Raw genomic sequence first — 25,957 nt, forward strand, 5'->3', positions numbered from 1 at the left:
ACCACCCCAACGCCAGGAGGTCCCCTTGTCCACGTCCTCGTCCCCCGCGGTGCGGAGGTCGGCGTCGGCCGGTGCCGCCGCCGCGGTGCTGGCGGCGGTGGTGGTGACCCTCGCCCCTCCCGCGCACGGCGCCACCACGACCCTCCACGCGTCCCCGTCCGGCACCGGCACCGCGTGCTCCGCCACCCAGCCGTGCTCGCTGCCCGCCGCCCAGGCCGCGGTGCGCTCGCAGGCCGGCGCCATGTCCGGTGACGTCGTCGTGCAGCTCGCCGACGGCGTGTACCGGCTGTCCGAGCCGCTGCGGCTGACCGCGGCCGACTCCGGCACCAACGGCTACCGCGTGCTGTGGCAGGCGGCCCCGTCCGCGCGCCCCGTCATCAGCGGCGCCCGGGCCGTCACCGGCTGGTCGCTCGTCGACGCCGGCCGCAACACCTGGCGGGCGACCGTCCCCACCGGCACCGACACCCGGCAGCTGTACGTCGACGGCGCGATCGCCACGCGGGCCCGCACGCAGGTGAACCGGGCCGACTTCACCTTCACCGCCACCGGCATGAGGTTCTCCAGCACCGCGTTGGGCTACCTGAACACCCTGGCGAACCAGAACCGGGTCGAGGTGGAGAGCGTCAACTCGTTCACCGACCGGTACTCACCCGTGCAGAGCATCAGCGGCAACTTCCTCACGATGCAGCAACCCGCGTGGAACAACAACACCTTCGGGTACGACACGCTCTCCGCCCCGCACCGGGCCGGTCCCCTCTACCTGGCCAACGCCCAGGAGTTCCTGGACTCGCCGGGGGAGTGGTACCTCAACCCCGCGACGGGCGCGCTGTCCTACATCCCCCTGGCCGGGCAGAGCATGGGCACCGCGGCCGTGGAGCTGCCGGTGCTCCAGTCCCTGGTGGACGTCGGGGGCACCTACGACGCCCCGGCGCACCACATCTCGTTCAGCGGCATCACGTTCACCGGCACCAGCTGGCTCGGCCCCAGCAGCAACCAGGGGTACGCCGACCAGCAGACCGGCGCGTACATGACGGGCAACTGGAACTGGCCCGCCGACCGGATCACCTCGTGCCAGAACGGCTGCGCCCAGTTCGAGGCCGCGCGACCGCACTGGAACCAGGTGCCCGCCGCCGTGCAGGTGTCCGCCGCCCACGACATCACGTTCAGCGACTCCCGGTTCGTCAACCTGGGGCAGACCGCCATCGGCATCGGCAACGACGCCAACGCCCACGCCAGCGGCGTCGGGCTGGGCGCGAGCAACGTCACCGTGACCCGGTCCGAGATCGCCCGCAGCTCGGCCGGCGGCGTCGTGGTCGGCGGCGTGCGCGCCGACGCGCACCACCCGGCGGACCAGCGGATGGTCAACCGGAACATCACCGTGAGCCACAACCGCATCCACGACCTCGGCGTGGACTACCGCGGCAACGTGTCGGTCCTGAACACCTACGTCAGCACCGCCACCGTGGCCCACAACGAGGTCTACAACATGCCCTACTCCGGCATGTCGATCGGCTACGGCTGGGGCGCCAACGACGCGGGCGGCAGCAACCACTACGCCAACCGCGGCCTCTACAACTACCAGCCGCGCTACACGACGCCCACCACGGCGTCGAACAACCGGCTCCTCAACAACTACGTGCACGACGTCATGCAGCAGATGAACGACGGCGGGTGCATCTACACGCTCGCCTGGAACCCGGGCGCGACGATCAGCGGGAACCACTGCCGGCGGACCAACGGCTACTTCGGCGTCTACTTCGACGAGGGCTCCCGCCACTACTCGGTGACCGGCAACGTGTTCGCCTCCACCGGCACCTGGGCCACCGCCAACTACTGGGGCGGCGAGAACATGGGCAACTGGACCGTCACCGGCAACTGGTCGAACAACAACAGCACCAACGTCACCAACGGCGACCGCGGCAACGTCGTCAACGGCAACACCGCGGTCAGCGGGGACAACTGGCCGTCCGGCGCGCAGGCGGTGATCGCCAACGCCGGTCCCGCCGGCGGCACCGGCGGCCCGCAGAACGCCATGCTCGTGGGGACGCAGTCGGGCCGGTGCGCGGAGATCGCCAACGGGAGCACCGCCAACGGCACCCAGGCCCGGCTCTGGGACTGCCAGGGCGGCACCCACCAGCGGTGGACCCACACCGCCGGCAAGCAGCTCGTGGTGTACGGGAACAAGTGCCTGGACGCCAACGGCCAGGGCACGGCGAACGGCACCGCGGCCATCACCTGGGACTGCCACGGCGGCGTGAACCAGCAGTGGAACGTCAACGCCGACGGCACGATCACCGGCGTGCAGTCCGGGCTGTGCCTGGACGCCAGCGGCAACGGCACCGCCAACGGCACGCCGCTCCACCTCTGGTCCTGCCACGGCGGCGCGAACCAGAAGTGGACCGTGCGCGGCTGAACCGCGACGCGGGGACCGGCCAGGCCGGTCCCCGCGCCACGACCGGCCGCGGGGTGCCGGGGAGCTGGGGTGCCGGGGACGAGGGCTCAGCCGAGGAGCGCCTTGCCGTCCTCGGCGCGGACCAGGGCGATCAGCGCGCGCAGGCCCGCCTCCGTGCGGTCGATCTCCTCGTCGGTGATGTGGATGGACGGTTCGAAGCGCAGGGTGCTGGTGGCGCTGGCGGTGGGGAACACGCGCATGTTGTGCTCGCGCAGGAGGTAGCCGGAGAACATGTAGCCGATCAGGCCGCCCTTGGCCTGCTCGGCGAGGATGTCGGACTCCGACCCGGACAGGTCGTGGAACTCCAGGCCCGTCATCAGCCCCTTGCCGCGCACCTCCTTGACGACGTCGCCGAACTCGTCGCGCAGCGAGCGCAGCATGGCGAGCAGCTTCTCGCCCCGCTCGGCCGCCCGCCGGTACGCCGCGCCGCCGTCGGCCTCCAGCATCTCCACCACGCGCAGCGCGATGAAGGTGGAGAAGCTGTCCTTGGCGTACGTGGAGGTGTGCACCAGCTCGAAGTCGCTGCGGTAGCGCGACGACCGGATCAGCGTGACCGCCGCCTTCGCGACACCGCCGCCCAGGCTCTTGGCCAGGGTGATGTAGTCGCCGCGCAGCCCCAGGTGCGAGGCGGCGAAGAACGCGCCGGAGCGGCCCGTGCCGCTCTGCACCTCGTCCACGACGACCGGGATGTCGGCGGCGTCGAGCAGCTCGCGCACGCGGGCGAGCGCGTCGGCGTCCAGGACGCGGATGCCCGCCTCGCCCTGGATGGGCTCCGTGACGAACGCGCTGATCACCGGCAGCGGGCGCTCGACGACCCGGATGACGTCGCCGTCGACGGCGAGGTCGAGCAGGGTCCGGCTCTCGGCGGCGATCACCTCCGCGATGACGTCGGGCCGGTCGAGCGGCACGAACCGGCACTGCGCGGCCATGGCGCTGAACGGCGTGCGGTAGCTGTGGTTGTGGGTGAGCTGGATGCTGCCCGCGAGCTTGCCGTGGAAGGAGCCCACGGGCGCCAGGTAGACCGGTGACGCGGCGGCGCGCTCGGCGTTGGCGGCGCGCAGGGCGGTGACGAGCCCGTCGAGGTCCGACGCCGCCAGGGGGGACGCGGCCACGGTCGCGCCGGACGCCGCCGCCGCGGTGGCGGCCTCGATGTGGGCCTCGACCTCGGCCAGCGCCTCGGCGATCTTGGCCACGCGGTCCATCTCGGCGTGCTTGATGGCGACCTCGTTGGCCTCCGCCCCGCTGTTGGCGAAGATCACCGCGTAGTTCTCGTCGGTGTCGAACTCGCGGTGCAGGATGGTGTTCAGCCGCCACGCGAGGTCGTTCGCGTAGGGGTGGCGGGAGAACTGCGCGTGGATCGGGGTGTCGCCGTCCAGCAGCGATTTCGCGTACTCGATGATCTCCGGGTTGTTGTGCCCGAGAATGGTCGACCCGTAGCCGCCGACCAGGTCGAGCACCTCGATCTCGGTGCCGTCGGCGTCGCGGTAGTACAAGGAGTCCTTCTTCGACCTGGTGTATTCGACACCGAGCCCCAGGGAGGCCAACCAGGCGAACATGTACGGCTCGGCCAGCTCGGGCTTGTCGACCACTGGGTTCATCTTCTTCGTCCCCTGTCCACGTGAGGTTCTCGGGGAGGACCGTAGCCAACGCCCGGTGAATGCCCGCCTTGATCTGGTCTAGCCCTGGTAATGACCTTCGGGGTGATCGACGGGGAGGATTCTTGCCGGAAATTTACCGGGTGGTTGCGGGATGGTGTGCGCAAAATCCGGTAACCGGCCGATCAATCGTGCCCTTACCGGCGGGAGACCAAAAGTGGGCCGCCGGCCGTCGTGCCGTGGTTAGGGTCGGCGAGGTTTGGGTTGGAAAAACCCGTCCGGTTTCCGGCAAGCGGAGGGCAGCCGATTTCCATGACGACTGGTCAGCATTTCAACGGCACTCAAGAAGAGGACGCGATCGCGGTCGTCGGGATGTCCTGCCTGGTACCAGGGGCACGTGACGTCGCCGAGTTCTGGGAGCTGCTGCGGTCCGGGCGCGACGCGCTGACCGACATGCCCGCGCACCGCTGGGAACAGATCTCCGCCGACGCGGGCGACCCGGTGCGCCGGGGCGGCTTCCTGGACTCGGTAGCCGATTTCGACGCCGCCTTCTTCGGCATCTCGCCCCGTGAGGCGCGGGTCATGGACCCGCAGCAGCGCCTGCTGCTGGAGCTGGCCTGGTCCGCGCTGGAGGACGCCGGGATCGTCGCCGCCGACCTGGAGGGCAGCCCGACCTCGGTCTACGTCGGCACCGCGCGCGAGGACTACGCGGCCCTGGTCTACCGCCAGGGCTCGTCCGCGATCACCCAGCACACCAACGCGGGCGTGCACCGCGGCGTCATCGCCAACCGCATCTCCTACGCCCTCGGCCTGCGCGGCGCGAGCCTCACCGTCGACACCAGCCAGTCGTCGTCGCTGGTCGCGGTGCACCTGGCCTGCGAGTCCCTGCGCTCGGGCGACTCCGCGCTGGCGCTGGCCGCCGGCGTGAACCTCAACATCCTGGCCGAGACCGTGCTCGGCGCCGAGCGGTTCGGCGGGCTGTCCCCGGACGGCCGCTGCCACACCTTCGACGCCAGGGCCAACGGCTACGCGCGCGGCGAGGGTGCCGCCGTGGTCGTGCTCAAGCCGCTGCGCGCGGCCCTCGCCGACGGCGACCGGGTGCACGGCGTGCTGCTGGGCAGCGCGGTGAACAACGACGGCGCGACCTCCGGCCTGACGGTGCCGAGCGCGCTCGCGCAGGAACAGGTGGTGCGGACGGCGCACCAGAGGGCGGGCGTGTCGCCCGACGACGTGCAGTACGTCGAGCTGCACGGGACCGGTACCCCGGTGGGCGACCCGATCGAGGCCGCGGCGCTGGGTGCGTCGATCGGCACGCTCAAGCGGTCCGGCGACCCGCTGGTCGTCGGCTCGGTGAAGACCAACATCGGTCACCTGGAGGCCGCGGCGGGCATCACCGGCCTGGTGAAGACCGTGCTGGCGATCGGCAACCGGGAGCTGCCCGCGAGCCTCAACCACGAGACGCCGAACCCGGCCATCCCGTTCGACGAGCTGAACATCTCCGTCGTCACCAGCCGCTCGCCCTGGCCGCACCCGGACCGCAGGCTCGTCGCGGGGGTCAGCTCCTTCGGCATGGGTGGCACCAACTGCCACGTCGTCGTCGCGGAGGCCCCCACCGCACAGCCCGACGAGACCGCCCGGCCCGACGAGACCGCCCGGCCCGACAGGACCGCACAGGCCGGTGAAGCGACACCGCTGCCGGTGGTCGTCTCCGGCCGCGACCCGCAGGCGCTCCGCGCGCAGGCCGAACGGCTCCTCGCCGCCGCCGAGGCGGGCGACGCCGACGTCGCGTCCCTCGGCTGGTCCTCCCTGACCACGCGCACCCGGTTCCCGCACCGCGCCGCCGTCGTCGCCGCGGACCGCGAGGAGCTGGTCGCCGGCCTGCGCGCGCTCGCGGCGGGCACCCCCGCCGCCGGGCTCGTCACCGGCGTCGCGTCGGCGGGCGCGCTCGCCGCCGTGTTCACCGGCCAGGGCTCCCAGCGGGTCGGCATGGGCCTGGAGCTGCACGCCGCCTCACCGGTCTACGCGCGGTCTTTCGACGAGGTCGTGGCGCACCTCGACCCGCACCTGGACCGCCCGCTGCGCGAGGTGGTCGAGAGCGGCGAGGACCTCGACCAGACCGGCTACACCCAGCCCGCGCTGTTCGCGGTCGAGGTGGCCCTGTTCCGGCTGTTCGAGTCGTGGGGCCTGCGCCCGGACTTCGTGGCGGGCCACTCGGTCGGCGAGATCGCCGCCGCGCACGTCGCGGGCGTGCTGTCCCTGCCCGACGCCGCCGCGCTCGTCACCGCGCGCGGACGCCTCATGCAGGCGCTGCCCGAGGGCGGCGCGATGGTGGCCGTGGGCGCGACGGAGCGGCAGGTCGCCGAGCACCTGTCCGACACCGTCGCGGTCGCCGCCGTCAACGGACCCGAGGCGGTCGTGCTCTCCGGTGACGAGGACGCCGTGCTCCAGGCCGCCGCGCGGCTGCGGCAGGCCGGGCACAAGACCAAGCGGCTCCCGGTGAGCCACGCCTTCCACTCCCACCGCATGGACGCGATGCTGGACGCCTTCCGCGAGGTCGTGTCCGGCCTGGAGTTCCACCCGCCCCGGATCGCGGTGGTCTCCGCGGTGACCGGCCGGGTCGCCCCCGCCGAGCTGCTGGTGTCCCCGGAGTACTGGGTGGAGCAGGTCCGCGCGACCGTCCGCTTCGCCGACGCTGCCCGCGCCCTGGAGGCGGCGGGCGTGCGCACGGTCGTCGAGTTCGGCCCGGACGGCGTGTGCTCGGCCCTGGTCGCCGACAGCGTCGTGGACCGGTCGGCGGTGCGGGCGGAGTCGGTGCTGCGCAAGGACCGGCCCGAGGCGCGCACCGCGATGGCCGCCGTGTCCCGGCTGGTCGTGTCCGGGGTCGAGCTGGACTGGGGCCCGGTGTTCGCGGGCACGGGCGCGCGCCGGGTCGACCTGCCCACCTACGCCTTCCAGCGCGAGCACCACTGGGTCACCGACGGCCCGGCCGGCGGCGCGCCCGACGACGCACCCGCCGCGCCGCGCCGCGAACCCGCCGCACGCCCGGTCACCACCCCCGCCGCCGGCGGGGCGCCCCGCGCCGCGGACCTGGTGACCGCGCACGTCGCCGCCGTCCTGGGCCTGGCCCCCGGCAAGGCGGTCGAGGTCGACCTGCCGTTCCGCGACCTGGGCTTCAGCTCGCTGATGGTCACCGAGCTCAGCGACGCCCTCGCGGAGGCCACCGGGCTGGGCCTGCCGTCGAGCACCCTGTTCGACCACCCCACGCCGGCCGCGCTGGCCGCCCACCTCGACACCCTGCTCGGCGGCGGGGACGCCGAGGCCGACGAGTACGCCGCCGCCGGGTCGGACGACGAGCCGATCGCGATCGTCGGCATGGCGTGCCGCTACCCCGGCGGGGTCGCCTCGCCCGAGGACCTGTGGGGGCTGGTCGCCGCCAACGGCGACGCCGTCTCCGGGTTCCCCACCGACCGGGGCTGGCCCGAGGACCTGGTCGACCCCGACCCCGCCGCGTCCGGCAAGAGCTCCGTGCGCGAGGGCGGTTTCCTGCACGACGCGGGCCGCTTCGACGCCGGGTTCTTCGGCATCTCCCCGCGCGAGGCGCAGGCGATGGACCCGCAGCAGCGGCTGCTGCTGGAGACCGCGTGGGAGGCGCTGGAGCGGGCCGGCCTCGTCCCCCGCGACCTGCGCGGCTCCCGCACCGGGGTCTTCATCGGCGCCACGACGTTCGACTACGGCCCCCGGATGCACGACGCGCCCGCGAGCGTGGAGGGGCACCTGCTGACCGGCGGCACGGCCAGCGTCATGTCCGGCCGCATCGCCTACCAGCTCGGCCTGCTCGGCCCCGCCATCACGGTGGACACCGCCTGCTCGTCGTCCCTGGTGGCGCTGCACCTGGCCGTGCAGTCGCTGCGCCGGGGCGAGACGTCGCTCGCGATCGCGGGCGGCGTGGCGGTGATGTCGACCCCGGGCATGTTCCTGGAGTTCTCCCGCCAGCAGGGCCTCGCCCCCGACGGCCGCTGCAAGTCCTTCGCCGCCGCCGCGGACGGCACCGCGTGGGCCGAGGGCGTGGGCCTGCTCGTGGTCGAGCGGCTGTCCGACGCCCGCCGCAACGGGCACCAGGTGCTCGCCGTGGTGCGCGGCTCGGCGGTCAACTCGGACGGCGCGTCCAACGGCCTGACCGCGCCGAGCGGCCTGGCGCAGCGGCGGGTGATCCGCCAGGCCCTCGCCGACGCCGGGCTGACCGGCGCCGACGTCGACGTGGTCGAGGCGCACGGCACCGGCACCAGCCTGGGCGACCCGATCGAGGCGGCGGCGCTGCTGGCGACCTACGGCGCCGACCGGGGCGACCGCGAGCCGGTGCTGCTCGGGTCGCTCAAGTCCAACATCGGCCACGCCCAGGCGGCGGCCGGCGTCGGCGGGGTGATCAAGCTGGTGCAGGCGATGCGCCACGGCGTCGTCCCGGCCACCCTGCACGTCGACGAGCCGACCCCGCACGTGGACTGGTCGTCGGGCGCGGTCTCGGTGGTCACCGAGAACCGCGCCTGGCCGGAGACCGGGGGACCGCGCCGCGCGGCGGTGTCGTCCTTCGGGATCAGCGGCACCAACGCCCACGCCATCATCGAGGTGGAGCCGGCGGAGGTCCGGCCGGGCGGTGGTGACGCGGCGCGCGCGCCGTGGGTGCTGTCCGCGCCGACCGCGGAGGCGCTGAGCGCCCAGGCCGCGCGGCTGCGCGAGTTCGCGCTCGCCCACCCGGACGCGCACCCGGCCGACATCGGCCTCGCGCTGGCCACCACCCGCACCCCCTTCGCCCACCGCGCGGTGGTGCTCGGCTCGACCGGGCAGGAGCGGCTCGACGGACTGGCCGCCCTCGCGGGCGGGGAGCCCGCACCCACCGTGGTGCGCGGCACGGCGGTGCCCGGCAAGACCCTGCTGATGTTCACCGGCCAGGGCGCCCAGCGGGTCGGCATGGGCCTGGAGCTGCACGCCGCGTTCCCGGTGTTCGCCGAGGCGTTCGACGAGGTCGTGGCGCACCTCGACCCGCACCTGGACCGCCCGCTGCGCGAGGTGATCGGGAGCGGCGAGGACCTCGACCAGACCGGCTGCACCCAGCCCGCGCTGTTCGCGGTCGAGGTGGCGCTGTACCGCCTGGCCGCCCACCACGGCGTGGTGCCGGACCTGGTGGCCGGGCACTCGATCGGCGAGCTGGCCGCCGCGCACGTGGCCGGCGTCCTCTCCGTCGAGGACGCCGCGACGCTGGTCGCCGCCCGGGGCAGGCTGATGCAGGCCGCGCGGTCGGACGGCGCGATGATCGCGATCGAGGCCGAGCCCGACGCCGTCGCCGCCTCGATCGCCGAGCACGCCGGGCTGGTCGACGTCGCCGCGGTGAACGGCCCGCGGGCGGTGGTGATCGCGGGTGACGCGGAGGTCGCCCACCGCGTCGCCCGGGAGTGGAAGGACAAGGGCCACCGGGTGCGCGCGCTGCGGGTCAGCCACGCGTTCCACTCGCCGCACATGGACGGCATCCTCGACGAGTTCCGCGCGGTCGCCGGGGGCGTGGCGTTCCGCGCCCCCGCCATCCCGCTCATCTCCACCGTCACCGGCGAGGTCGTGGCCCCGGAGCGCATCACGACCGCCGACTACTGGGTCGACCAGATCCGCTCGGCGGTGCGGTTCCACGACGCCGTGCTGACGGCGACCGGCCTGGGCGCGACGGTGCTCGTCGAGATCGGCCCCGACGCGGTGCTGACCGCGCTGGCGCGGGAGACCGTCGAGGCCGCCGACGCCACCGCGACCGCCGTGCCGCTGGCGCGCGCGGACAAGCCGGAGGTCGACACCTTCGTCGCCGGGCTGGCGGGCGTGCACGCGGCCGGCCCCGAGCTCGACCTCACGCCGTTCTTCCCGGACGCCGTCCCGGTCGACCTGCCGACGTACGCGTTCCAGCGCGAGCACTTCTGGCTGACCGCGGGCACGCGCCCCGACGCGCGCGGCCTCGGCCTCGACCCGGCCGGGCACCCGCTGCTCGGCGGCGTGGTCGAGGTGGCCGACGACGGGAGCGTCGTGCTGACCGGCGTGCTGTCGACCAGGACGCACCCGTGGCTGGCCGACCACGTCGTCGAGGGCGTGGTCCTGCTGCCCGCGACCGCGTTCCTGGAGCTGGCGTTCGCCGCCGGCGAGCGCACCGGCGCCGGGCGGGTCGAGGAGCTGACGCTGCGGGCCCCGCTGCCCCTGCCCGAGGGCGAGGCGGTGCGGGTCCAGGTCAGGGTGGCCGCCGCGGACGACGCCGGCTCCCGCCGGTTCACCGTCCACTCGCGACCGGGCGGCGACGACCCGACCGCCGCGTGGACCGAGCACACCGCGGGCCTGCTGGGGCCCGCCGGGGACGACCCCGCCGCGACGGGGGGCGCGTGGCCGCCCGCGGGCGCGGTGGCCGAGCCGGTCGAGGACGCCTACCCGGCGCTGGCCGCCCTCGGCTACGACTACGGCCCGGTGTTCCAGGGGGTGCGGTCGCTGTGGCGGTCGGGGCCGGACGTCCTGGCCGAGGTCGCGCTGTCGGACGCCGACCACGACGACCGGTTCGGGCTGCACCCCGCGCTGTTCGACGCGGCGCTGCACCCGCTGCTGCCCGACGCGGCGCGGGACCGCGACGAGATCCGGCTGCCGTTCGCCTGGGAGGGCGTCACCCTGCACACCGCCGGCGCCACCGCGGCCCGGGTGCGGGTCTCGCCGGTCGGCCCGGACGCCGTCCGGCTGGAGCTGACCGACGCCACCGGCGCGCCGGTGGTCACCGTCGAGTCGCTGACCCTGCGCGGGGTCTCCCGCGCCGTGATCGGCAAGGCGGGCAGGGGCACCTCGCTGTTCGGCGTCACCTGGCCCGCGATCGCGACGCCCGGCACCGCGACGCCCGGCACCGCGACGCCGACCCGGACCGACCTGGCCGCCACGCTGGCCGACACCGCGCTCGCCGACGTCGTCGTCGCCGAGCTGACCGGCGGCGGCGACTCCCCGGCCGCCGCCCACGAGGCCACCGCCTCGGCGCTGGCGCTGGTGCGGGACTGGCTGGCCGACCAGCGGTTCGCCGACGCCACGCTGGTGCTGGTGACCCGCGGCGCGGTCGCCGCCCTGCCCGGCGACCGGGTCGACGACCTGGCGCACGCGCCGGTGTGGGGCCTGGTCCGCTCCGCGCAGTCGGAGCACCCCGGCCGCCTGGTGCTGGTCGACTCCGACGGCTCCGAAGGACCGGACGGCGCCCTCGTCCTCGCGGCGGCGGTGAGCGGGGAACCGCAGGTCGCCCTCCGCGCGGGCCGGCTGCACGCCGCCCGCCTGGCCAGGACCGCGGGCACCCCGACCGACCGGTCGATCGACCGCGACGGCACCGTCCTGATCACCGGCGGCACCGGCGGGCTGGGCGCCCTGGTGGCCCGGCACCTGGTCGCCGAGCACGGCGTGCGGAACCTGCTGCTGGTCAGCAGGCGCGGCGAGGACAGCCCCGGCTGCTCCGCGCTGGTCGACGACCTGACCGCGCGGGGCGCGCGGGTCCGGGTCGCCGCCGCCGACGCCGCCGACCGGGACGCGCTCGCCACCGCCCTGGCCCTGGTCCCGGCCGAGCACCCGCTGACCGCCGTCGTGCACACCGCGGGCGTCCTGGACGACGCGACGATCACGGCGCTGACCGACGAGCAGGTCACCACCGTGCTGCGGCCCAAGGTCGACGGCGCGTGGAACCTGCACGCCCTGACCGCCGACGACGACCTGGCCGCGTTCGTCCTGTTCTCGTCGGTCTCCGGCATCACCGGCACGGCCGGGCAGGGCAACTACGCCGCCGCGAACACCTACCTCGACGCGCTGGCCGCGCACCGGGCCGCCGCCGGGCTGGCCGCGACCTCGCTGGCCTGGGGCCTGTGGGGCGCGGACGCGGAGGGCATGGGCGCGACCCTGTCCGACGCGGACGTGCAGCGCTGGACCCGTTCCGGCGTGGTCCCGCTGACCCGGGCGCAGGGCCTGGCGATGTTCGACGAGGCGCTCGGCCTGGCCGACCCCCTGGTTGTGCCCGCCGTGCTGGACCTGGCGGGCGGCGGTGAGCGCCCGCGCCTGTGGCACGGCCTCGTCCGGCCCCGGCGGGTGGAGCGCCGGGCGGTCCAGGACGACTGGGCCGCGCGGATCGCCGCGCTGCCCGAGGCCGAGCGGGCGCCGGCCGTGCTGGACCTGGTGCGCGGCACGGCGGCGCTGGCGCTGGGCCACGCCTCCGGCGCGGCCGTCGAGCCGGGCCGGGCGTTCAAGGACCAGGGCTTCGACTCGCTGACCGTCGTCGAGCTGCGCAACCAGCTCGGCACCGCGACGGGCATGAGGCTGCCGTCCACCATCGTGTTCGACCACCCGAGCCCGGAGGCGCTGACCGCGTACCTGCTCGCCCAGCTGGCCGGCACCGGCGCGACCGGCGCCGCGGTCCGCGCCACCGTCGCCGACGACGACCCGATCGCGATCATCGGCATGGCGTGCCACTACCCCGGCGGGGTCCGCTCGCCGGAGGACCTGTGGCGGCTCGTCGCCGAGGGCACCGACGCCATCAGCGGGTTCCCGACCAACCGCGGCTGGGACCTCGAACGGCTCTACGACCCGGACCCGGAGGCGATCGGCAGCTCCTACATCAGGGAGGGCGGCTTCCTGCACGAGGCCGACCTGTTCGACCGGGACTTCTTCGGCATCTCCCCGCGCGAGGCCACCGCGACCGACCCGCAGCAGCGGTTGCTGCTGGAGACGGCGTGGAACGCCTTCGAGAACGCCGCGATCGACCCGGCGACCCTGCGCGGCAGCAACACCGGCGTGTTCGTCGGCGCGATGTACGACGACTACGCCGCGCACCTGTCGTCCGTGCCGCCCGAGTTCGAGGGCTTCCTGCTGGTGGGCAACACCTCCAGCGTGATCTCCGGCCGCCTGGCCTACACCTACGGGCTCGAAGGCCCCGCGGTCACCGTCGACACGGCGTGCTCGTCGTCGCTGGTGGCCCTGCACCTGGCCGGGCAGGCGCTGCGGTCGGGCGAGTCCGACCTGGTGCTCGCGGGCGGGGTGACGGTGATGGCCGGCCCCGGCTCGTTCGTCGAGTTCAGCCGGCAGCGCGGGCTGTCCCCCTCCGGCCGGTGCAAGTCGTTCTCCGCCGAGGCGGACGGCACGGTGTGGAGCGAGGGCGTCGGCCTGCTGCTCCTGGAGCGGCTGTCCGACGCGCAGCGCAACGGGCACAAGGTGCTGGCGGTGCTGCGCGGTTCGGCGATCAACCAGGACGGCGCGTCCAACGGGCTCACCGCCCCCAACGGGCCGTCGCAGGAGCGCGTGATCCGGCAGGCGCTGGCGAACGCGGACCTGGGTCCGGCCGACGTCGACGTCGTCGAGGCGCACGGCACCGGCACCCCGCTGGGCGACCCGATCGAGGCGCAGGCGCTGCTGGCCACCTACGGCGCCGCGCACGACGCGGACCGCCCGCTGTGGCTGGGCTCGCTCAAGTCCAACATCGGCCACTCCCAGGCGGCGGCCGGCGTCGGCGGCGTCATCAAGGTGGTCGAGGCGATGCGGCACGGCACCCTGCCGCGCACGCTGCACGCCGGCACGCCGTCCCCGCACGTGGACTGGTCGACGGGCGCGCTGGCGCTGCTGACCGAGCCCCGGGCGTGGGACAGCGGGGACCGGCCGCGCCGCGCGGGCGTGTCGTCGTTCGGCATCAGCGGCACCAACGCGCACGTGATCATCGAGCAGGCGCCGCCGGCCCCGGCCGACGCCGGAACGCCGGCCCCCGCGCCCGCGGTCGAGCCGCCGGTGGTGCCGTGGCTGCTCTCCGGCAGCTCCGTCGCGGGCCTGCGCGCCCACGCGGCCCGCATCGGCGAGCTGCTGGCCGAGGGCGACGTGGACCGGCTCGACGTCGCCCTGTCCCTGGCCACCACCCGGTCCGCCCTCGCCCACCGGGGCGTGGTCGTGGCCGCCGACCGCGACGAGCTGCTGCGCGGCCTGTCCGAGCTGGCCGCCGACGGCCCCAACGCGGTGCGCGGGCTCCGCGCCGACGGCCTGACCGCGTTCATGTTCACCGGCGGCGGCGCGCAGCGCGTCGGCATGGCCGCGCAGCTCTGCGCGACGTACCCGGTGTTCCGGGACGCCTTCCACGAGGTGGCCGACGAGCTGGACAAGGGCCTGCCCCGGCCGCTGCGGGAGGTCATCGGGACCGGCGACGAGCTGGACCGGATCGACTACACGCTCGCCGCGCTGTTCACCGTGGGGGTCGCGCTGTTCCGCCAGCTCGCGGCGTGGGGCGTGCACCCGGACTTCGTCGTCGGCCACTCCACGGGCGAGCTGATCGCCGCGCACGTCGCCGGGGTGCTGTCCCTGCCGGACGCGGCCACGCTGGTCACCGCGCGCGGCCGGCTCATGCGCGGCCTGCCCGAGGGCGGCGCCATGATCGCGATCCAGGCCACCGAGGAGGAGGTCGCCGGGACGCTGCCGGAGTCCGGCAGGGCGGTCATCGCCACCATCAACAGCCCGCAGTCGGTCGTCGTCTCCGGTGACGCCGACGCCGCCGAGGCCGTCGCCGCGCTCTGGAAGGAGCGCGGGCGCAGCACCAAGCGGCTGGCCATCAGCCACGCGTCGCACTCGCCCCGGATGGACCCGATGCTCGACGAGTTCCGGGCCGTCGCCGAGGGGCTGACCTTCCACCGCCCGAACACCCGGGTCGTGTCGACGGTGACCGGCGAGGTCGAGACCGGCGACCGGTGGACCACCCCCGACTACTGGGTGGACCAGGTGCGCCTGCCCGTGCGGTTCCTGGACTCCGTGCGCACGCTGGAGGCCAGGGGCGTCACCACGATGCTGGAGCTGGGCCCGGACGGGGTGCTGTCGGCGATGGCCGCCGCCGGGGTGGAGCACGCGGTGGCGCTCCCGGCCATGCGCAACGGCCACGACGAGCCGCGCACCCTGGTCGGGGCGCTCGGCCTGCTGCACACCAGGGGCGTGCGGGTGGACTGGGCGGCGTTCTTCGCCGGGACCGGCGCGCGGGTCGTCGACCTGCCCACGTACCCGTTCCAGCGCGAGCGCTACTGGCTGGAGAGCGCCGGCGTGCCGGCGACGTCCGGCCCGAGGCCGGGCGACCACCCGCTGCTGGGCGGGGCCGTCCCGCTGGCCGACACCGACGAGGTGCTGTTCGCCGGCGAGGTCTCGCAGGCGGCGCACCCGTGGCTGGCCGGGCACACCGTGTCCGACGCCGTGGTGCTGCCCGCGTCCGCGCTGGTGGAGGCCGCCGCCTGGGCCGGTCGCGCGGTCGGCTGCCCGGTCGTGGTGGAGCTGGCGGTGCCGGCCGAGCTGGCGGTGCCCGAGTCGGGCTCCGCGGCGGTGCAGGTCCGCGTCGGCGGCGCGGACGAGGACGGCACGCGCACGGTGTCCGTGCACGCCAGGACCGCCGACGACGAGTGGGTGGCGGTGGCCGCCGGCCTGCTCGCCGCCGACACCGCGGCGGACCCGGGACGGCCCGTCGACACCGCCGCCGCGGTGGAGGTGCGGCTCGCCGACGAGCACACCCGGCAGGCGGGCGCGTTCGGCCTGCACCCGACCCTGCTGCACGAGGCCCTAGCGCTCGCGGGCGTCACCCGGGACCACCTGGCCTCGGCGTGGCGCGGGGTGCGGCTGCACGCCACCGGCGCCGCCGCGGTGCGGGCGCTGGTCACCCCGACCGGGGAGGACGGCGCGTCGGTGGTGCTGACCGACGCCGACGGCGGCCTGGTCGCCACCGTCGACTCGGTCACCTGGCGCGCCCGGACGCCCGCCGACCTGGTCGGCGGCCCCGGTCCGGTCCGGTCGCTGCACCGCCTGGGGTGGACCGCGCTGCCGCTGACCCCCGGCGCGCCGCCGGTCACCTGGGCCGCCGTCGGCGGCACCCGGACCGACCTGCCGGTGTTCGACGACGTCACCGCCGTCGCCGGGTCCGGCCTGGCCGCCGAGGTGCTGCTGCTCGGCGCCGGGGCGGGGACCGGCGGCGACGCCGCGGCGCGGACGCACGAGGCCGCGTCGGGGGTGCTGGCGGAGCTGCGCGCGTGGCTGACCGACCAGCGGCTCGCCGAGACCCGCCTGGTGGTGCTCACCCGGGGCGCCGTGGTCGCCGCCGACGCGGACACCTGCGACCCGGCCGCCGCCGCGCTGTGGGGCCTGGTCCGCTCGGCGCAGCTGGAGAACCGGGACCGGGTCGTCCTGGTGGACACCGACACCGACACCCCCGACCTCGCCCTGCTGGCCGCGCTGCTCGACACCGACGAGCCCGCCGCCGCCCTGCGCGGCGGCGAGCTCCTGGTGCCGAGGCTCGGCCGGGTCGGCGGTGACGCGCCGGACGACGGCCGGGACGCCTGGCCCACCACGGGCACGGTCCTGGTCACCGGCGGCACCGGGGCGCTGGGCGCGGAGGTGGCGCGCCACCTGGTGACCGGGCACGGCGTGCGGCGGCTGCTGCTGGTGAGCCGGTCCGGCCCGGACGCCGCGGCCGCCGAACCGCTGCGCCGCGAGCTGGCCGGGCACGGCGCGACCGCGGAGGTCGTCGCGTGCGACGTCGCCGACCGCGACGCGCTGGCCGCCCTGCTGGCCGACATCCCGGCCGAGCACCCGCTGACCGCCGTGGTGCACGCGGCCGGGGTGCTGGACAGCAACCTGGTGACCGCGCTGGAGCCCGCGCAGCTGGAGCGCGTGCTGCGGTCCAAGGTGGACGGCGCGTGGCACCTGCACGAGCTGACCGAGGGCGTGGAGCTGTCCGCGTTCGTGCTCTTTTCCTCGCTCCTCGGCGTGTTCGGCGGCGCGGGGCAGGCGAACTACGCCGCGGCCAACGCGTTCCTGGACGGCCTGGCCCGGCACCGGGCGTCCCGCGGCCTGCCGGCGACCGCGCTGGGCTGGGGCCTGTGGGAGGTCGACGGCGGCATCGGCGCCGGGGTGACCGACGCCGACCTGGCCCGCTTCCGCCGCGACGGGTTCGTCCCGGTCGGGGTGGCGCACGGGCTGGCCGTGCTCGACGCCGCGCTCGGCCTGCCCGACGCCGCGCTGACCGCGACCCCGTTCGACCTGGACGTGCTGCGCTCCGGCGGCGACGTGGCCCCGCTGCTGCGCGGCCTCGTCCCGCCCGCCGCGCAGGCCCGGCGGGCCGGGGGCGACGGGGTGCCCCTGTCCGAGCTGTTGGCCGGGCTGCCCGCCGAGAAGCACCGGGCGGCCGTCCTGGGGCTCGTCGGCGGCCAGGTGGCGGCGGTGCTCGGCCTCCGCGACGCGGGCGCCGTCGACCCCGACCGGCCGTTCCAGGAACTGGGCTTCGACTCGCTGACCGCCGTCGAGCTGCGCAACCGGCTCAGCGCGGCGGTGGGGGAGCGGCTGCCCGCCACCATCGTGTTCGACCACCCGACGCCCGCCGCGCTCACCGCGTACCTGCTCGACGTGATCGCCCCGGACAGCGCCGCACCGCTCACGTCCCCGGTGCTCGCGGAGCTGGACAGGCTGGAGGACGCGCTGTTCTCCGCGGACGGGGACGACGGGAGCGGGGACGACGGGAGCGGGGACACGATCACCGTGCGCCTCCAGACGATCCTCTCCCGCTGGATGGAGTCGCGGAACGGCCCCGGGACCACCGCCACCGCACCGGACGCCTCCATCGAGGACGCGTCCACCGCGGAGCTGCTGGCGTTCATCGACAACCAACTCGGCCGAGCCGACAGCTGAGAAGTCCTGACGAAAGGCTGGGGAAAGACCATGGCGGATGAGAAGAAGCTCGCCGAGTACCTGAAATGGGTGACGGCGGACCTCCAGAAGGCGCGGCACCGCATCACCGAGCTGGAGTCCGGGCGGCAGGAGCCGGTGGCGATCGTGGGCATGGCCTGCCGCTACCCCGGCGGGGTCGCGTCGGCCGACGACCTGTGGCGGCTCGTGCTCGACGGCGAGGACGCGGTCTCCGACTTCCCGACCGACCGGGGCTGGGACCTGGACCGGCTGTTCGACGAGGACCCGGAGACCCCCGGCACGACCTACGCCCGCCAGGCCGGGTTCCTCGACGGCGCCACCGAGTTCGACGCGGAGTTCTTCGGGATCTCCCCGCGCGAGGCGGTGTCGATGGACCCGCAGCAGCGGGTGGTGCTGGAGGCCGCGTGGGAGACCTTCGAGGCGGCGGGCATCGACCCGACCGGCCTCAAGGGCGACGACGTCGGCGTGTTCGTCGGCGCGGTCGAGCAGACCTACCTCGGCCTGCGCGGACCGGCCGAGCTGGAGGGCTACCTGATCACCGGGAAGCTCACCAGCGTGGTGTCCGGCCGGGTCGCGTACTCGTTCGGCTTCGAGGGACCCGCGGTCACCGTCGACACCGCGTGCTCGTCGTCGCTGGTCGCGCTGCACATCGCCGCGCAGTCCGTGCGCTCCGGCGAGTCGACCCTGGCCCTGGCGGGCGGCGTGACGATCGGCGCGACCCCCGGCGGGTTCGTGGACTTCTCCCGCCAGCGCGGCCTCGCCGCCGACGGCCGGTGCAAGTCGTTCGCCGCGGCGGCCGACGGCACCAGCTGGTCCGAGGGCGTCGGCCTGGTCCTGCTGGAGCGGCTGTCCGACGCGCAGCGCAACGGGCACCAGGTGCTGGCGGTGCTGCGCGGTTCGGCGATCAACCAGGACGGCGCGTCCAACGGGCTCACCGCCCCCAACGGGCCGTCGCAGGAGCGGGTCATCCGCAGGGCGCTGGCCGAGGCCCGGCTGAGCGCCGCCGACGTCGACGCGGTCGAGGCGCACGGCACCGGCACCAGGCTGGGCGACCCGATCGAGGCGCAGGCGCTGCTGGCCACCTACGGCGCCGCGCACGACGCGGACCGGCCGCTGTGGCTGGGCTCGCTCAAGTCCAACATCGGCCACGCGGTCGCCGCGTCCGGCATCGGCGGCGTCATCAAGATGGTGCAGGCGGTCCGGCACGGGGTGCTGCCCAGGACCATCCACGTCGACGAGCCCACCCCGCTGGTCGACTGGTCCCGCGGCGGTGTCGAGCTGCTCACCGAGCAGCGGCCGTGGCCGGAGACGGGCAGGCCGCGCCGGGCGGGCGTGTCGTCCTTCGGGGTCAGCGGCACCAACGCGCACGTGATCATCGAGCAGGCGCCGGACGTCGTCGCGGAGACCGGGCCGGAGACGCCGCTGCCGGTGGTGCCGTGGCCGCTGTCGGCGAAGACCCCGCGCGCGACCAGGGCCCAGGCGCAGCGGCTGCTGTCGTTCGTCGAGCGGAACCCGGCGCTGTCGGCCGAGCGGGTCGCGCGGTCGCTGGCCACCACCCGCGCCGCGCTGGACCACCGCGCGGTCGTGGTCGGCACCGACCGCGAGGGCCTGCTGACCGGGCTGCGCGCGCTGGCCAGGGACGAGGAGACCGTCCCGGTGGTGGCCGTGCGGCGGGGCGGCCTCGGGCTGCTGTTCACCGGCCAGGGGTCGCAGCGCGTCGGCATGGGTCTGGAGCTGCGCGCGGCGTTCCCGGCGTTCGCCGAGGCGTTCGACGCGGTGTGCGCCGCCGTCGACCCGCACCTGGAGCACCCGCTGCGGCAGGTGATCGCCGAGGGCGACCGGCTCGGCGAGACCCGCTACGCCCAACCGGCGCTGTTCGCCTTCGAGGTGGCCACCGCGCGGCTGGTGACCTCGTGGGGGCTGCGACCGGACGTGCTGGTCGGCCACTCCATCGGCGAGCTGGCCGCCGCGCACCTGGCCGGCGTGCTGTCGCTGGACGACGCCGCCGCCGTGGTCACCGCGCGGGGCAGGCTGATGCAGGCGCTGCCGGCCGGCGGGGTCATGGTCGCGCTGCGGGCCACCCCGGCCGAGGTCGCGCCGCTGCTGGAGGGCTACGAGAGCCGCGTCGGCATCGCCGCGGTCAACGGGCCGTCGGCGGTGGTCGTCTCCGGCGACGAGGACGTGGTCACCGGGATCGCTGCCACCGTGGCCTCCTGGGGCCGCTCGACCAAGCGGCTCGCCGTCAGCCACGCCTTCCACTCGCCCCTGATGGAGCCGATGCTCGCCGAGTTCGGCGAGGTCGTGCGCGCGGTCGCCTTCGCCGAGCCGACCACCCCGATCATCTCCACGGTCACCGGCGAGGTGGCGGACGCGGACGTGCTGCGCTCGCCCGAGTACTGGATCGACCAGGTGCGCCGGCCGGTGCGCTTCCTCGACGCCGTGCGCCGCCTCGCCGAGCAGGGCGTCACGGCGACGCTGGAGGTCGGCCCCGGGGCCGCGCTGACCGCGCTGGTCGGCGACGGCCTCGACGGCGCGGCCGGCGTCACGGCGGTCGCGAGCACCCGCACCGGCAGCTACGAGCCGCTGGAGCTGCTCGACGGCGTGAGCCGGCTGTGGACGGCGGGGGTCGCGGTCGACTGGGACGCCTACCTGGCGCCGTCCGGCGCGGTGGCGGGCCCGCTGCCCAGCTACGCCTTCCAGCGCCAGCGCTACTGGCTGGAGCCCGCCGCGATGCGCGGCGACGACCCGACCGGGCCGGTGTCGGACCACCCGCTGCTGCTGGCCCCCGTCGAGGTCGCCGGCCGGGACGAGGTGCTGCTCCCCGGCGCGCTGTCGACGTCCGCCGCGCCGTGGCTCGGGGAGCACCGCCTGTTCGGCGTCCGGCTCGTCCCGTCCTCGGTGCTGCTGGAGATGGCGGTGCGGGCCGGGGACGAGGTCGGCTGCCCGCACGTCGACGAGCTGGTGGTGCGCGAGCAGGTGGTGCTGCCGGAGCGGGCCGGGCTGCGCGTGCAGCTCACCGTGGACGCCCCGGACGGCGAGGGCAGGCGGCGGATCGGCGTGCACACCGGCGCGGACGAGGACCGTCCCGTGTGGACGTTGGCGGCGACCGGGGTGCTCAGCCCCCGCTGGAACGCCGCGGAGGACCTGGGCGAGTGGCCGCCGACCGGCGCCGAGCCGCTGGACGTCGACCTGCTGCTCCAGCACCGGGCCGACGCCGGGTTCGCCCTCGGCCCCACCTTCTCCGGCCTGACCGCCGCGTGGCGGCGCGACGGCGAGGTGTTCGCGGAGGTGCGGCTGCCCGCCGACGCCGAGGCGGACGGGTTCAGCGTGCACCCCGCGCTGCTCGACGCCGCGCTGCACCCCGCCGCGCTGCTCACCGGGCACCCCGGCGTCGTCGCGGAGTGGCGCGGGGTGACCGTGCACGCCGTGGGCGCCACCGCCGCCAGGGTGCGGCTCACCCCCGGCGAGGACGGCGCGGTCTCGGTGCTGCTGGCCGACGCGTCGGGCGCCCCGCTGGCCCGCGCGGCGGGCGTGGTCACCCGGCCCGCGAGCGAGGACGAGGTCGGCGCCGCGCTGGCCCGCCCCGGCGACGCGCTGTTCCGGGTGGCCTGGACCCCCGTCATCCCGGCCGGGCTGCCCGGCCCGGCGGGGCTGGCCGTGCTGGAGACCGGCGGCGGCAGCCTGCCGTGGCCGCTGCGGTTCGCCGGTCTCGACGAGGCGCTGTCCGCCGCCGGGACGTTCACCGGCCTGGTCGCGCCGATGATGTCCACCGAGGACGACGCGGCGGGCACGGTCGCCGACCGGGCCCAGGCCGCCGTCCTGCGGGCGCTGGAGCTGGTGCGCGCCTGGAACGACGACGAGCGCTCCGCCGACGTCCCGCTGGTCCTGCTGACCCGGCGCGCGATCGACGCCGACGACACCCCGCTCGACCTGGCCGCGGCCCCGGTGTGGGGCCTGCTGCGCTCCGCCCAGTCCGAGATGCCCGGCCGGTTCCGGCTGGTCGACGTCGACGACGACCCGGCGTCGCTGTCGGCGCTGCCCGCCGCGATCGCCACGGGCGAGGCGCAACTGGCCGTGCGCGCGGGTTCGGTGGTCGCGCCCAGGCTCGCCCGGCTCGCACCGGGCCGCGCGGCGTCCCCGTGGCGACCGGGCGGCACCGTCCTGGTCACCGGCGGCACCGGCGCGCTCGGCGCGCTGTTCGCGAGGCACCTCGTGCGCGCCCACGGCGTCACCGACCTGCTCCTGGTCAGCCGCAGCGGACCGGCCGCGCCGGGCGCGGGGGAGCTGGCCGACGAGCTGGCCGCGCTCGGCGCGCGGGTGACGATCACCGCGTGCGACACCGCCGACCGGGAGGCGCTCGCCTCGGTGCTGGCCTCCGTCCCCGCCGCGCACCCGCTCACCGGCGTCGTGCACACGGCGGGCGTCCTGGACGACGGCATGATCGACTCCCTGGACGCCGACCACGTCGCGAGGGTGCTGCGGCCCAAGGTGCACGCCGCGTGGAACCTGCACGAGCTGACCCGGGACGCGGACCTGTCGGCGTTCGTGCTGTTCTCCTCCGTCGCCGGGGTCATCGGCGGTTCCGGCCAGGGCGCCTACGCCGCGGCGAACACCTTCCTCGACGCGCTGGCCGCGCACCGGGCGGGCGCCGGGCTCGCGGCGACCTCGCTGGTGTGGGGCCTGTGGTCGCACGCGGGCGGCATGGGCGGCAACCTCGGCGAGGCCGACCTCAAGCGCATCGCCCGCACCGGGCTGCTGCCCATCACCCCCGAGGACGGCCCCGGCCTGTTCGACGCCGCGCTGCGGGCCGGCCGCCCGGCCCCGGTGGTGACGCCGCTGGACGTGCGCGCGCTGGCCGCCCGGCCCACCGCCGTGCCGCTGCTGTTCACCGCCCTGGCCAGGGTCACGTCCCGCCGCGCCACGCGGGGCGCGGCCGAGGTCGAGTCGCTGGAACGGCGGCTGGCCGGGCAGTCCGAGCAGCGGCAGCGGGAGATCGTGGGCGAACTGGTCCGCGCCGAGGTCGCCTCGGTCCTGGGCCACGCCGACGCCTCCGCGATCCGCGACGACCAGCCGTTCGCCGAACTCGGCTTCGACTCGCTGATCTCGGTGGAGCTGCGCAACCGGCTGACCGCGCACGTCGGCGTGCGGCTGTCCGCCTCGCTGGTGTTCGAGCACCCGACGCCCGCCGCGCTGGCCGACTTCCTCCGCACCACGGCGCGCGCCGCGGTCACCGGCGAGGGCGACGCCGCCGCGGGCGTGGACTTCCCGGGCGAGGTGGTGCTCGCCGACGACGTGGTCGCCGCCGACACCGTGGTCACCGTCGCCACCGACCCCCGGGAGGTCCTGCTGACCGGGGCCAGCGGGTTCCTCGGGGCGTTCCTGCTGCGCGACCTCGTCCGCGGCACCGACGCGGTCGTGCACTGCCTGGTGCGCGGCGCCGACCAGGCCGACGCGGAGCGCAGGCTGCGGGAGAACCTGGAGTGGTACGAGGTGGCGGGCGAGGTCGACCCGGCCAGGGTCGTCGTCCACGTCGGCGACCTCACCTCCCCCCGGCTCGGCCTGGGCGAGGAGGTGTTCGACGACCTCGCCCGCCGGGTCGACGTCGTCTTCCACGCCGGGGCGACGGTGAGCTGGCTCCGCCCGTACACCGACCTGAAGGCGTCCAACGTGACCGGCACCGTCGAGGTGCTGCGGCTGGCCGCGCGCCACCGCACGGTCCCGGTGCACTACGTGTCGACCACGGGCGTGTTCGCCGCGTCGGAGGACAACGAGCCGGTGGGCACCACCGCCCCGACCGGTCCCGCGCACCTGCTGTGGAACGGCTACCTGCAGAGCAAGTGGGTGGCGGAGGGCGTGCTCGACATCGCCCGCTCGCGCGGCATCCCGGTGTCGGTCTACCGGGTCGACGTGGTGTGCGGCGACCGCGACAGCGGCGCGTGCCAGACCAAGGACTTCGTCTGGCTCAGCCTCAAGGGCCTGCTCCAGGCCGGTGTGGTCCCGGACCGGCTGACCGGCCGGGTGCACCTGGTCCCGGTGGACTACGTCAGCGGCGCCATCACCGCGCTGGCCACCCGCGACACCTCCGTGAACGGCACCTTCCACCTGTTCAACGAGCAGTCGCAGTCGTTCGGCAACCTCGTCGACCACCTGCGGGCCTTCGGCTACGACCTGCCGGAGACCGACTGGGACAGCTGGCGCTCGACCATCGCCGCCGACCGGGAGAACGCGGTCACCCCGCTCTTCGACTCGTTCGAGGGGCTCAACTCGGTGGGCGCGGGGCCGACCTACCCGCCGATGGACGTCTCGGACACGGAGAAGGCGTTGGCGGGCAGCGGGATCACGTGCCCGCCCATCGACCGGGCGCTGTTCGGCAGGTACGTGGACTTCTTCGTCCGCAGCGGTTACTTCCCCGCCCCCACCGGCCCGGCGTCCGCCGGCTGAAAAAGGCGGGAACCGAACTCTCGACGTGGTGTCAACCGGGTAATCGCCGCCGTCGCACGCGAGGGCCGGCGGCGATTACCTGACTGCGGCCGACCTGTGTTCCACGGGCGGTAGCGTTCACCTCGGCGTTGCCCGACACCGCGCCGAGCACATCCGGTCACCGATAACCCGAGTATTGGAGTGGATTCACCATGGCCTCCGAAAAACACGTCCTGGCCACCGACATCGACACGCACCAGGAAATGTTCAACGTGGCGTTCAACGCGGGCGACGTGGAGGCCGTCAACGCCTTGTACTTCGACGACGCCGTGGGTCTGTGGGAGCCCGGCGTGCCGGTCGCCGGCCAGGCGCGCCGGGACTACGTCGCCAACTTCATCAAGACCCGCAACGCGACCGTCGAGGCGACCGTGCTCCAGCAGCTGGTCAACGGCGACACCGCCATGGTGGTGGTCGAGTGGGAGATGGACACCACCAGGGACGGCAAGCCGGAGAAGCTCAGCGGCCTCGCGGTCGACGTGCTCAAGCGCGGCGAGGACGGCGGCTGGCGGTACCTGATCGACAACGCCTACGCGGGCAACGGCCCCTGGCCGTCGGAGAGCTCCTGGCCCGTGCCCCCGAAGCCCTGACGGAGCGCGGGCGCCGACCACCGCGTCAGCGGGTCGGCGCCCGCTCTGCGGCCCTGCGGGCGCGGGCGCCGATGCCGAGCGCGTGCCGGTAGTCGGTGGGCGTGACGCCGACGTGGGTGGTGAAGTGCCTGCGCAGGTTCGCCGCGGTGCCCAGGCCGCTGGCCTCGCTGACCCGCTCGATGGGCAGGTCGGTGGTCTCCAGCAGGCTCTGCGCGCGGGAGAGGCGCTGGTTGAGCAGCCACTTCAGCGGGGTGAGCCCGGTGGTCGCCTGGAACCTGCGGAAGAACGTGCGGTTGCTCATGCCCGCCCGCTTGGCCATCGCGTCGACGGTGAGCGGCTGGTCGAGGTTGCCGGAGGCCCAGTCCATCGCCATCGCCAGGGTGTCGTCGTCGTCCTCGGGCACGGACAGGTCGACGAACTGCGCCTGCCCGCCGGGGCGGTGGCCGGCCACGACCATCCGGCGGGCCAGCTGGCCCGCCACGTACGCGCCCAGGTCGCGGCGGACCAGGTGCAGGCACAGGTCCAGGCCCGCGGTCATGCCGGCGCTGGTGAGGACGTCGCCGTCGTCGACGTAGATCACGGTGTCCTCGACCTGGACCTCCGGGTAGCGCTTGGCCAGGTCGGAGGTGTGCATCCAGTGCGTGGTGGCCCTGCGGCCGTCGAGCAGCCCCGCCTCGGCGAGGGCGAACGCGCCGGTGCACAGCGACACCACGCGCGCGCCCGCGCGGGCCGCCTCGCGCAACGCCTCCAGCAGTTCCGGCGGCAGCGGGGCGCGGCCGTGCAGCACGTCGTCCGGGACCGAGGGGACGAGGACGGTGTCGGCGACGACCAGGTCGTCGAGCCCGTGCTCGGTGCGCAACGAGAAACCGCGGGGCGCGGGCTGGTCCGCCGTCACCGCGCAGAGCTTCAGGTCGTACCAGGGATCGGCCAGGTCGTGCTGCGGGTCCCCGAAGACCGCGTTCGCGATCGCGGTCTCGTACACCTCGCAGACCTGCATGTCGGTGCTGTTGACCACGGCCATCGCGACCACACCCGGACCCATGATCGCGAGTGTACGGCAGGAATCGTTCGAAGATGGTCAGTCCCGCCGCTGGTCAGGCCCTCTGGAC

Annotated in this window: 5 protein-coding genes and 2 pseudogenes; 5 read left to right on the forward strand and 2 right to left on the reverse strand. The window is 75.3% G+C overall.

Annotation, left to right across the window (positions count from 1 at the left end):
* The first annotated feature begins 25 nt into the window (after positions 1 to 25).
* On the forward strand, positions 26 to 2,413 hold the full coding sequence (locus ACRAKJ_RS15000) for an RICIN domain-containing protein (RefSeq protein ID WP_438923992.1): 2,388 nt from the start codon (positions 26 to 28) through the stop codon (positions 2,411 to 2,413).
* 86 nt (positions 2,414 to 2,499) lie between these two features.
* On the opposite strand, the gene ACRAKJ_RS15005 is transcribed toward ACRAKJ_RS15000, so the two are convergent.
* Positions 2,500 to 4,050 carry an aminotransferase class III-fold pyridoxal phosphate-dependent enzyme gene (locus ACRAKJ_RS15005; protein ID WP_438923991.1) on the reverse strand — a complete coding sequence of 517 codons (1,551 nt, stop codon included), beginning with the start codon at positions 4,048 to 4,050 and terminating at the stop codon, positions 2,500 to 2,502.
* 309 nt (positions 4,051 to 4,359) lie between these two features.
* Between ACRAKJ_RS15005 and ACRAKJ_RS15010 the strand changes: the two genes are divergently transcribed.
* The 4 genes and pseudogenes from ACRAKJ_RS15010 to ACRAKJ_RS15025 all read left to right on the forward strand — a co-directional run bounded on the left by ACRAKJ_RS15010 (position 4,360) and on the right by ACRAKJ_RS15025 (position 24,848).
* Positions 4,360 to 17,763, forward strand: coding sequence for an SDR family NAD(P)-dependent oxidoreductase (locus tag ACRAKJ_RS15010; protein ID WP_438923990.1), 13,404 nt, complete (start codon positions 4,360 to 4,362; stop codon positions 17,761 to 17,763).
* A 69-nt stretch (positions 17,764 to 17,832) separates the two neighbouring features.
* Positions 17,833 to 22,479, forward strand: a pseudogene (locus ACRAKJ_RS15015) (SDR family NAD(P)-dependent oxidoreductase); the annotation flags it as partial.
* 318 nt (positions 22,480 to 22,797) lie between these two features.
* A pseudogene (locus ACRAKJ_RS15020) lies at positions 22,798 to 24,222 on the forward strand (thioester reductase domain-containing protein); the annotation flags it as partial.
* A gap of 191 nt (positions 24,223 to 24,413) precedes the next feature.
* Positions 24,414 to 24,848, forward strand: a complete 435-nt coding sequence (locus tag ACRAKJ_RS15025) for a YybH family protein (protein WP_438923989.1) — start codon at positions 24,414 to 24,416, stop codon at positions 24,846 to 24,848.
* A 25-nt stretch (positions 24,849 to 24,873) separates the two neighbouring features.
* Here the strand turns inward: ACRAKJ_RS15025 and ACRAKJ_RS15030 are convergent, their stop codons facing one another.
* Complete coding sequence (locus ACRAKJ_RS15030) at positions 24,874 to 25,869, reverse strand: helix-turn-helix domain-containing protein (RefSeq protein ID WP_438924001.1); 996 nt, start codon at positions 25,867 to 25,869, stop codon at positions 24,874 to 24,876.
* Positions 25,870 to 25,957: the final 88 nt, after the last annotated feature.

Source organism: Saccharothrix sp. DSM 118769, from assembly GCF_052936295.1.

Coding starts and splice junctions, on each gene's coding strand:
- ACRAKJ_RS15005 (WP_438923991.1), bottom strand. CDS start 4,050: ATGAACCCAGTGGTCGACAAGCCCGAGCTGGCCGAGCCGTACATGTTC.
- ACRAKJ_RS15010 (WP_438923990.1), top strand. CDS start 4,360: ATGACGACTGGTCAGCATTTCAACGGCACTCAAGAAGAGGACGCGATC.
- ACRAKJ_RS15025 (WP_438923989.1), top strand. CDS start 24,414: ATGGCCTCCGAAAAACACGTCCTGGCCACCGACATCGACACGCACCAG.
- ACRAKJ_RS15030 (WP_438924001.1), bottom strand. CDS start 25,869: ATGGCCGTGGTCAACAGCACCGACATGCAGGTCTGCGAGGTGTACGAG.